Annotated in this window: 7 protein-coding genes; all 7 read right to left on the bottom strand. The window is 71.5% G+C overall.

Translation table 11 applies throughout. The annotated features are described in order from the left end of the window. A partial coding sequence (locus tag AB0M52_RS23050) for a CocE/NonD family hydrolase (RefSeq protein ID WP_363957145.1) occupies window positions 1-616 on the bottom strand: 616 nt, incomplete at its 3' end. 135 nt (window positions 617-751) lie between these two features. Beyond that, window positions 752-2071, bottom strand: coding sequence for a toxic anion resistance protein (locus AB0M52_RS23045; RefSeq protein WP_363957143.1), 1320 nt, complete (start codon window positions 2069-2071; stop codon window positions 752-754). Between the two features lie 16 nt (window positions 2072-2087). Beyond that, window positions 2088-3230, bottom strand: coding sequence for a hypothetical protein (locus tag AB0M52_RS23040; protein WP_363957141.1), 1143 nt, complete (start codon window positions 3228-3230; stop codon window positions 2088-2090). 10 nt (window positions 3231-3240) lie between these two features. Then, window positions 3241-3840 (bottom strand): hypothetical protein, encoded by a 600-nt coding sequence (locus AB0M52_RS23035; protein ID WP_363957138.1) that lies wholly within the window; start codon window positions 3838-3840, stop codon window positions 3241-3243. Between the two features lie 37 nt (window positions 3841-3877). Continuing rightward, a complete protein-coding gene (locus AB0M52_RS23030; RefSeq protein WP_363957135.1) occupies window positions 3878-5518 on the bottom strand; it encodes a vWA domain-containing protein in 1641 nt (546 codons plus the stop codon). A 170-nt stretch (window positions 5519-5688) separates the two neighbouring features. Further along, the gene (locus AB0M52_RS23025; protein ID WP_363957132.1) at window positions 5689-7335 is read right to left on the bottom strand and encodes a bifunctional 3-(3-hydroxy-phenyl)propionate/3-hydroxycinnamic acid hydroxylase; all 1647 of its coding nucleotides are present in this window, start codon (window positions 7333-7335) and stop codon (window positions 5689-5691) included. Window positions 7336-7459: 124 nt separating this feature from the next. Then, the gene (locus AB0M52_RS23020; protein WP_363957129.1) at window positions 7460-10585 is read right to left on the bottom strand and encodes a BTAD domain-containing putative transcriptional regulator; all 3126 of its coding nucleotides are present in this window, start codon (window positions 10583-10585) and stop codon (window positions 7460-7462) included. Window positions 10586-10833 lie beyond the last annotated feature (248 nt).

Below are 10833 nucleotides of genomic sequence, written 5' to 3'. Positions count from 1 at the left end.
CCGCGCCGGTGGTCCAGTCGGCGGTGACCGGGGCACCGTTCGCGTCGTACCCCTTCGCCCGTCCGTTCAGCCAGTCGATGACCGCCTTGGTGCCGAGCGTCTCGGCCTGGTCACCGCTGGTCGGGCAGCCGTCCGAGTCGCCGGTGCCAACGCTCTGACCGAGCACCACCGCGTACCCCCGCGGCACGTAGTAGTCGTCCAGTTGGCCCGGCAGGTTGGCCTTCGCCGTCGCACTCTGGATCGTCACGTCGGACCCCCGCAGCCCCGATCGGCGGGTGACGCCGTTCTGCGGCAGCTCGTCCACCAGCACACTCGGGTACGGCACGTCGTTCCAGGTGCCCTTGCGGTACGGGCTGTGCTCGAAGATGACCGGCACCTTGAAGCCCTGGGTGGCGGTCTCCCGGGGCCGGGAGATGTCGATCGCGACCCGGTCGGGACGGCCGTCGTGGTCGGTGTCCACCGAGGTTTCCACGTACACCCGTTCCTCGATCGCGTCGGCGAGCGAGAACACCGGTTGGGTCATGCCGTCGACGACCACGATGTCCGGTGACGTGGTTACCGCAGGCGGTGCTTCCGCCGATGCCGGTGCCGCGCTCAGCACCAGTGCGCCGGCCACGCCGACACTGAGTAGGGTCAATAAGGGGGTTCGACGCACGCGCGTCTCCCTTCGCTCGGCTGGTGGCCGGAGTCGACCAGGGGTGGATGTGGATCGATGATCCACATGCTAGCCCTGGTCATCGTCTCCCGTCGATCACCTCGCCTGGGACTGCTGCGGGGTGAGCACCGCTGGCGCCTGCTCGAGAACGGAGGCGGGCAGTTGCGGCCCGGCCGGCAGCGCCAGCGGCTCCTTGGCCCGGGTCACCAGCTCGACCACGGTCTGCGACAGCCGGTTGGCCGACTGCGTCATCGACTGGTTGGCGCTCACGATCGCGGTCACCACCTCGGCGCGCTTCTGCTGCCCGTACCGGACGGCTTCCTCGATGCCGCGCGCCTGCGCGTCGATCGACTCCGCGACCTCCAGCAGGGTCTCCGGGCGGATCGTCGGGGTCTGGATGGTCCGGGCGATCTGCGGAATGGCGGCCTGCGACGCCCGGGCGTATGCGGAAAGCACGTCGTTGGCGCCGTCGGCGACCACCTGCTGCATGTCGGCGGCCTGGTTGGCCTGCAACAGCAGCGCCCACTGGGCGATGGTGAGCTTCATCGTCGGGATGGTCAGGTTCATCAGTAGCGCGAGACGCTGGCCCAGGCCGTAGTTCAGCGTCCGGATGTTGCGCACCTGCGGCGAGGTCGACCAGGCCACGAAGAGGCGCTGCTGGAACTCGTTGATCCGTACCTCGAGCGCCTGGATGAATTCGGTGACCAGGGAGAGCCGCTCCTGCCGGTCCCGCTCGTCGACCGCGCCCGGCGTGACGGTGATCGACCGGGCCTCGGCCAGCGCCTCGTCGCGTACCAGTTCCATCACCGCGATCGCGCCGATGAGCTGACCGATCGCCGCCTCGTTGGCCTTGTAGAGCTCGTCGCAGAGCACCACGTTGCGGCGCAGCTCCAACTGCTTGGCGCTGAGCTGACCGGCCACCTTGTCCAGCTGCTGCTCGACCGTCCTGGCCTCCTCGAACAGCATCTCCAGCAGGTCGCGGCCCTTGCGGAAGATGCCCTTGATGGCGTCCGCGAACTTGTTGAACGTCTCGCGGACCTGCGGGTCGCTCGGGTCGTACTTGCGCCGGAACGTGCGCATCCGGTCGTTGAGCTGCCGCATGATGCTGGTCAGCTCCGGGATGTCGACCCGGCCGACCTCCTTGAAGATCCGGCTGACCTGGGCGTTGACCTGGTCGATGGCGCTGTTGCCGAAGGCCGCGAGCTGTTCGGTGTTGGCCAGCATCGCCGGGTAGAGCTGCTTCGCCGCGGCCTCGGCCTGGCTCCGCTGGGCGGGGCTGAGCAGGTCCGCGCAGACCAGCTCGCGTGGCTGGCTGGCGGCCAGCGCGCCGGTGATGGCGCTGTCGGCGGCACCGGCCGGTGGTTCGGCCGCGCCGCCCACGATGCTGCCGAAGTCGATCTGCAATCCGTCGGTCATGGCCGGTCGGTTCCCCTCACTTGCAGGTGTTGGCGTCCTTGATGCAGTTCAGCAGCGCGAGCGTCACGTCGGCGGCCGGCGCCGGGGTGGTCCGGATCTGCTCGGCGAGCGCGAGGTCGGGGAAGTCCGCGACATCGTTGGCACCGACCTGAAGCGCCGAGCGGAAGCCGTACGTCTGCCAGGCGATCGTCTGGATCTCCGGGTCCTTCATCGCCTCGATCAACCGGGTGGCGGTGCTGTTGAGCGCGAGCAACGGATGATCGCTGTAGATGGTCGGGTCGGGGTAGAGCAGCCGGACGTTCTTGAGCACGCTGGCGGTGTTCACGCCGCCGCCCGCGACCAGCTGTATGAGCTGGTTCTCGTACCCGGCGTACAGCGGCGACTTGAACTCGCCGCCCTGGGTGAGCCATTCCCGGAACCCGGAGTCGGAGCTTCGCGCCTGAAGCCCCTGCGCGTCGTACAGCGCCCGCATGGTGGGCAGGGCCTTGCGTGCCTGGGCGAGGTTCGGTGCCTGGAACACGTCGTCGGTGGCGACGATGCTCAGCTGGAGCTGAGCCAGCACGAAGCCGCTGTTCGACTTGGCCGCGTCGGTGCTCGCCACGGTGATCGGCCCGCGCAGGTCGGCCGCGCCGATGCCGTCCCAGGTCTGCCTCTTCAGGACGTGCTCCAGCAGCAGGGACTTCATGTTCACGATGTAGTACCGGTTGTCACGCTGCTGGACGAGGCCGCGTTTGATCAGGGCTTCGGTGCCGCGCGGCCCCGCGTAGACCACCTCGGGCGACTGCAGCAGGTTCTCGGCCCGGTAGTCCGGGAAGGCGCCCGGGTGCTGCGCCTCGAACACGCTCTGCGCGCTGGCGCTCGACGGCCACAGACAGTCGAGTTGGCGGGCCTTGAGGTCGTCGCTGCTCAACTGCACCTGGTCGTACGAGCCGAGCGGCCGGAAGTTGACCTCCAGCTGGTACCGGTCCCGCAGGATCCGGGCGACGTCGGCGTCGGCCATCAGCTCGGACTTCTCGGAGCCACCGAGGCAGTTCACCACGGTCGGCGGTGCCGCCGAGGTGGCGGCGTTGTCGGAGCGGACCCACAGCACGGCGGCGACGACACAGACGACGATCACCGTGACCAGTCCGATCAGGAATCGAACGCTCGGCAATCTCACGATGGCTCCTTCATCGGCCCAGCTCCGGCAGCTTCGGCGGTGCGACGGTGTCGAGGTTGGCGCGGTACTGCGCGATGTCGCCCTGGTTGACCAGCCGCACGCTGTCCAGGGTGAAGGCGGCGAAGCGTTCGAACGCCAACTCGCCGCTGTGCTTGAGGGCCTCCGGATCGGTGTAGAGCACCGGCTTGCCCTGGATGTCGAGGTACTGCCGCACGACCCCGTCGAGGCTGGTCAGGTGCCCGCCGATCTGGCTGGCGGTGGAGTAGAGGCTGTTCGGCGCGGCCGCGCGGACCCGGTCGAACAACTCGGGCACGTAGCGACAGGCCGATTGCAGGGCGGCCCGAGCGACCGGCGCCTGCACCTCACGACTGAGCCGCTCGATGCCGCGCAGCACCTTGAGCGCCTCGTCGACCTTGGCCCGTGCCTCGTCGAGATAGTCGTCGCCGCGGGCCTGCGCCGGGCTGCGGTCGTCGAGCATGAAGTACACCCCGAAGGCCGCGGCGACCGCCAGCAGCGGCGCCCACAGGAAGCTGGTGGTGGCGGCGAAGACCCCGGTGAAGACCGCGACCGCGGCGGCGAGCGCGACCGGAGCGGCGAGCTTGCTCCTCATCGGAGCCGCCGGGGTACGTCGGTGTGGCGGCGCCCGGTCACTTGTAACCAGCCGCCTGGCGCAGCGCCGCCACCAGGTCGTCCTGCTGGACGTACGCGCCGCCGGTCGCCGCGGCGACGTCCCGCAACTGCGCCGCGTCGACGTCCCGGCCGAACGCGATGGCGATCACCGGTACGCCCATTGCCTTGAGGGCGGCCACCGCCCCACCCCGGTCGTCGGATTCCGACCTGCCGTCGGTCATCAGCACCACCAGCCGACGGCGGTCGTTGGGCTGCGGACTGCGCAGGTCGGTGGCGGCCCGTTGCAGGCAGGCGTACATGTTGGTGCCGTCGGTGGGACGGTACCCGTTGATCTTCTCCGTGAGCCCGTGCAGCCCGGCCTCGTCGTTGCCGTTCACCACCCACGGCGTGCCCTCGACCAGGTCGCGATTGAAGATCCCGACGGTGGTCGAGTCCTGCGGGTGGGTACGCAGGAAGTTGAGGGCGGCCTGATCCTGGTCGAAGATCTGGTGTGCGGCCGCCTTGACCCCGTCCCAGCCCTCGTTCGAGGCCATCGACCCGCTGCCGTCGAGGCAGTAGAACGTGTTGACCGGGCGCCGGTAGCGGGTCTGGTAGCGGTCCAGCGCCGCCTCGATGACCGGCGCCGCCGGATACTGGATGCCCTGCTCGTTGATGGTCGCCTGGATGCCCCACTCCGGGTTGAACACGGACAGGTCGGGGTTGTCCAGCGTCAGCCCGATGCCGCTGACCGGACGCCGTCCCAGCTTGAGCAGCTGAGCCTGCGCGCCCGCGTCGGTGAGCAGATGCTCCTGCAACTCGCCGACGATCTTCCGCTTGGCGGCGTCGCCGGCGTCGCCGTGCGGGAGGAAACCCAGCGGCGCGTCGCTGATCGCCAGCGACCCCCGCGGGTACGCCACCACCAGGGGTTCCTTGCCGGCGCTCACCAGTTCCTGGTTCTTCTCGATGACCAGGTCCTCATAGGTGAACATGGTCCGGCAGTCGTTCGGGCGGGCGAGGCACTCGGTCATCAGGGTGCCCGTCGACGGGGGTGTCTGATCCATCGCCGCGATGAACCGGGTCACCCCCTGCTCGACCGCCGGGGAGTCGAGCTGCTCCTGGCTGAGCGGCGTGACGGGACCGTTGCCCGCGAAGTAGTTCATGAAACCGAACAGCACGGTGGCGCCGGAGTTGGACTGCGTCGGGTTGGTCACCCAGACCGTCGTCCGGCCCGACTCGACGGCCCGCAGGATGTCCGCGATGCCGACGTCCGGTCGGCCGGCGAAGCCCAGCCGCTGCATCTCGCTACGCCACCCCGCGAACACCACCGGGGTGAGGAACATCGGCTGCACGTCCTGCAGCACGTTGGCCTTGTCGCCGAGTTGGGAGAAGACGCTGGAGGCGAACCAGTAGGCGTCGTAGTCCCGGCTACCGGCGGCGAGCAGGCGGGCCTGGTCGACGGAACCCTTCAACGTCACGTCGCAGTGGTAGCCCTTGCTGGCGCACCACGGCTTGACGATGGTCTCGACCACGCTCTCCTGCTCGGACCCGGCGACGATGCGTACCGAGGAGGCATCGCCGCCGGGCCCGCCCGACCCTCGTGGATAGGGTTCGTCGCCGGTGCAGCCGGTGGCCAGCACCATCATCGCCGCGGCGACCGCCGCAAGCCCCTTGACCCGCACGTACGCTCCCGTTCCGCCGCTACCGATGATCTTCCAAGAACCTGGCTTGTTGGTAGCACCGGTGAACCAACGGGACGGAGAACGTGAGGTGAACACTCGGGCTCAGCTGATGCCCGGCCGCCGCCGAAGCGCCGACCGGGTCACGCTACGTACACAGTGGACGTCTCTGGTCACCCGACCGGCAGGCGGGCCGATTCCGGCGCGCCGAGGGCGGCCGTGAGCTGCCGCGCCACCTGGTCGAGGCCGCCGGCCGCGGCCACGGCGAACACGAACCGGTCCGGTCGCAGGACGACCGCGTCGGCCCGGTGCCGGCGCAGCCAGGCGGTGATCGCGCCGTCGACATCGACGACATCGACCCGATCGACGTCGGCCCCGGTCGCCGGCAGACTCGCTGCCTCGGTGCCGGCCGGATGCACCGCGACGTACCGCACCGGCAGTCCCGGCGTTTCCGGCCGGGGTGCCGTGCCGCCGGACCCGATCACCGCGAAGCCGGAGCCGAGCACCTCGTCGAGCAGGCGGGGCGTCGTCGACTCCGCGGTGGCGACCCGGGGCTGGGGGAACATCGTCCCGACTGCGCCGTCCCGCCGCCCGCCGGCCATCATGCCCCGTTCGTACGCCGGCAGCGGCTTGAACTCGAACTGCCGGACGAACCGGCGCGCCCGGGGCACGGTCTGTATCGCCCGCAGCGCGACGTCCCGCAGCCAGGCCGCGGGACGGCTACGGGCCAGGAAGACCCGTCCCAGGCGGACGCTGGTGTCCGCCATCGCCGCGGTGTGCGGTCGCCGCTCGGTCTCGTACGTGTCGAGCAGCGCCGGGTCGGCGTCGCCGGCCAGCACCAGGCCGAGCTTCCAGGTCAGGTTCGCCGCGTCGCGCAGGCCGCTGCACAGCCCCTGGCCGAGGAACGGGGGCATCTGATGGGCTGCGTCGCCCAGCAGGAACACCCGGCGCTCCCGCCATCGCTGCGCGATGAGGTGGTGGAACGTGTAGACCACCGCCCTGGTGACGGTGAAGCGCGCCGGGTCGACGTACGGTTCGACCAGTTTGGCGATGGTCTCCGGCCGGCGCATGTCGGCCTCGGTCTCGCCCGGTAGAAGCATGAACTCCAATCGGTAGCTGCCCCGGGCCCCGGGGGAGACGAACGCCGGCCGCCGCCAGTCGCAGACGAAGGTGGTGTGCTCGCCCCGGATGGCCTCCGGCGGCACGTCGCCGGAGATGGCCAGCCACGGTTCGGCGTAGCTCGCACCGGTGAGCGGGATCCGGACGGCGGTCCGCGTGGTGCTCCGGGCACCGTCGCAGCCGAGCACGTACCTGGCCCGCACCGGGCGCACCTGATCGGTTACCACGTCGCGCAGGACCAGCTGCACCCGATCGTCGTCCTGCTGCAGGCTCACCAGCTCCGTACCCAGCTGCAGCTCGACGTGGTCGAACCGGTCCAGTCCACCCCGCAGGGCCTGCTCCAGCAGCGGTTGGTCGAAGAAGTTCAGCGGCGCGTGCCCGAATCCGAAGTCGACCTCCGAGAAGGCGATGGTGGCGAATACCTGGCCGGCGGCGTTGACGTAGTCGGCCCGCGGCGGCTGGTGCATGTCACCGGCGATCTGGTCGAGCAGGCCCGCCTGCTGGTAGACGCGAAACGCCTCGTCGTCGCAGGAGAACGCCCGCGGCTGACCGTGCGGCGCCGTGCTCCGCTCGACCACGAGCGTGCTGATCCCACGCACACCGAGCAGGTTCGCGGTCAGCGCGCCGACCGGACCGCATCCGACGACGACGACATCGACCTCCTGCACCTTGGCGCGTGGCGACGACTGGGCCGGGTTCATGACTATCCCTCCGGGACGTGGGCGCCCGGGACCTGCCCGGGCACGGGCTGCTACACCGACCACGACACCAGCCCGGTGTGGAAGACCTGTGGAATCGGTGTGGAGGAGGCGGCGACGTGGTTGCTCAGCGGGGGGTGTCGGTGGGGAAGCGGGCGAGGAGGAGGTTGCTGCCCTGGTCGGCGGCGAGCCGGGCGCCGGTGGCCAACGCCGCCGGATCGTCGTGGGCGATGCCGCGTATCCGGTGCAGCTCGGCGGCGAAGACCGACTCACCCAACCGGTCCGTCACGGCCAGTCCCTCCTCGGCCAGCGCCGCCGCGGTGACCGGATCACCCGCGGTCAGGTACGCCTCGGCCATCGCACTGAGCGTGACGGTCCGGGTGGCCCGCAGCCCGGGACGGTAGATCCCCTCGGCCGCGGCGCGCATCGCCGGTAGCCGATCGTGCTCCCCGCTGCGGGCGGCGGCCCACTCGAGGAAGAACGCGCCGGTGGTCACGAAGTGCGGCAGGCCGTTGGCCGCGCCGACGTCGCGGCACCGGTGCGCGGCGGCCCGTACGGCCGTCACGTCCTGTTCCTGCATCCCCATCCAGGCGGCGTAGAGCGCCGCGTTCGCCCGTCCGTACGGGTCGTTGAGTTCCTCGGCGAGCAGTTCGGCGTCCGCGATGTCCCGCCGAGCGGCGTCCGGGTCCCCGCGCAACGACCTGACCAGGGCGCGGAAGTTGTACGCGGCCAGCGCCGGCACACGGCCGACCTGCCGGCCGAGCAGCCGCGGATCCACCGCCCGCAGTCGGTCGACCGCCGCGGTGAGCCACCGGTCGGCCGCCGGCAGCGATCCGGTGAAGTAGTCGACGGCGCCCAGCAGGTACTCGCCGGCCGCCCGGAACAGGCCGGTGCCGTCGGCGTCGGCGCGGACGAGCCGGCCAGCCAGGTCCGTGCAGACCGCGAAGTCGGCCTGGTTGGCGGCCAGCTCGCCGAGCGCCCACAGCGCGGGCCGGACGTCCACCTCCGGTCCGACCAGCGCCAGCAGGTCCCGGGCTCGGACACAGACCTGGTCAACGGCGTCGGCACCGACACCCACCGTCATCTGCAACAGGGCGGCCCGATGCAGCGCGACGGAGAGTTCGGTCTGCGCCGCCGACGGCGAACCGGCGGCGAGCGGCGCCAGCCTGAGCGCGGCACGCTCCAGGTGGCCGAGGGCGTCCTCATAGGCGAACCGGCGGGTCGCGTCGTCGGCCGCCGCCAGGGACCATCGTAGGTGGTCCTCGCCGTGACCGAGCCCGACCGCGTGCCCGTAATGGTGGGCCAACTCGGCCGGGGCGACATCGCCGGCCCGCTGGTAGGCGGTGGCCAGCCGGGCGTGCCACGCGGCCCGGCGCGGCGGGGGCAGTTCGGCGTAGGCGACCTCGGCGAACAGCGGGTGGCGGAAGCGCACCGCACCCGGCCCGGCCTCGGCCACCAGCTCAGCCCGGTACGCCGCCGTCAGCGCGTCGGCGACCTTCTCCGCCGGCACCTCCAGGGCCGTCGCCATCGTGCTCGCGTCCAGCTCGTGGCCGGCCACGCTGAGCAGGTCCAGGCAGTCGCGGGCCGGTTCGGGCAGGTCACCGAGGCGCAGCCGGACGGTGTCCCGGATACTCGGCGGCAGGTCCGCGCCGGCCGGATCGGTGCGCGACCGAAGCAGCTCGGTGATAAAGAACGGATTCCCGCTGGTACGGGTCACCAGGCGCGCCACGATCTGCTGCTCCGGTGCCACGCCGGTGCGCTGGCGAACCAGGTCGGCCACGGCCGCGGCGGCCAGACCGGTCAACCGCAGTTGGCTGAAACCGTGGCCCCGGGCCAGTTCGGCCACCGTGGCCAGCAGCGCCGCGTCGTGTTCGTACGGTCGCATCGTGGCGACCACGAGGGCGCGGGCGCCGGACAGGATCGAGGACAGGAAGCGCAGCAGCAGCAACGAATCCGGGTCGGCGGCGTGCAGGTCGTCCAGCACGATGAGCAGACCGTCCGGCCCGGCCACCGTACGCACCAGCTCCGCCACGGCCTCGTACGCGTGGAACCGGGCCGCCGGATCGGGTTCCGCGTCGCCGACCAACCCGGGAAGTGGACCGGCGGCGAACCCGTCCAGCCGCCGTGCCGATCCGGTGGCGCCGGCCTGCGGCATCGCCGCGAGCGCCCGTACCACCTGACTCCACAGCCAGAACGGCGGTGCCTGCCCGACGTCGGGACACCGCCCCCACACCACCGGCACGCCCCGCGCCCGAGCGAGTGCGCCGATCTCGGCGGCGAGGCTGGTCTTGCCGATCCCCGGCTCGCCCACCACGGCGGTGACCCGGCCGCCACCGTGCGCCGCCTCGGTCAGCTCCGCCACCAGCCGGGCCAGCTCGGCACCCCGGCCGACCAGGGCGTGCGTCGAAGTCCCGGTGCTGGCTGCGGCGAGGCCCGGGGGGCGTTCCGGCCAGGCGGAGGTCGGGCCGGACATCCCCGTCGGTGTGGTCACCGCCGGCGGCACGGCTTGGTCGAGGATGAGGCGGTGCAGCTCGCGGATCTCCGCGCCGGGATCGAGCCCGTACTCGCCGGTCAGGATCCGGCGGCCCTCGTCGAAGGCGGCCAGCGCCTCGGTCTGCCGGCCGGAGCGGTAGAGCGCCAGCATCAGCTGGGCGCGGGCGGCCTCGCGTACCGGGTTCGCCGCGACGAACTGGCGCAACTCGGCGAGCACGGAGGCGGGTCGCCCGGCCGCGACGGCTGCGGTGAACCGTCCCTCCTCGGCGCTGAGCCGCAGCTCGGCCAACCGCGTCGCCTCGGGGCGTACCGCGTCCAGGTCCGCCGCGCCGGTCAACGGTTCACCCCGCCAGAGTGCCAGCGCCTCGACGTAGCCCCGTTCCGCCGACGTCGGGTCGCCGGCCGCCAGTGCGCTCGCTGCCCGGTCCACCAGGCTGCGGAACCGGGCCGCGTCGATGGCGTCGGCGTCGACCCGCAGCTCGTACCCCTTGGGGTGGCTGCGCAGGATGCGGGCCGGCTCGCGGGGGGAGCGTTGCGGCTCCACGGCTCGGCGCAGCCCCGCCACGTACGTCCGGAGGGTCATCTCGGCGCTGGCCGGCGGCCGGCCGTCCCACAGGGCGTCGATCAGCCAGTCGGTGGCGACGAACCGGTTCGGCCGCAGCAGGAACAGCGCCAGCAGCGCGCGTTGCTTCGGCCCGCCGACCGGCACCACCCGACCGTCCCGGACGACCTCCGGCGGCCCCAGCACCCGGAACTGCACGCCACCACCACAATGTCCGGTCCCCACCTGGCCGGATCGAGTATGCCAGTCACCCGCAACCCGGCCCGCGACCCGTCGGGAGGGGTGTCCGGCAGGAACCTCGGACGTCACGGTTGGTATTGGTCTGCCGCCCCTGACCGCTACCTCCTTCCCGCCTAATGAGTTGTGGGAGTTGGCCGGTGGGTGAGGCAGACTCCTGGTGGGTAGCCGCTGGCGGATGAGCACTTGTTCGGCCTGGGCCTGGTGTG

The organism is Micromonospora sp. NPDC051296 (assembly GCF_040682255.1).
Classification (GTDB): domain Bacteria; phylum Actinomycetota; class Actinomycetes; order Mycobacteriales; family Micromonosporaceae; genus Micromonospora; species Micromonospora craterilacus.
The sequence above is the reverse complement of the archived record's forward strand: the minus strand, read 5'-3'. Positions and strand labels throughout refer to the sequence as shown.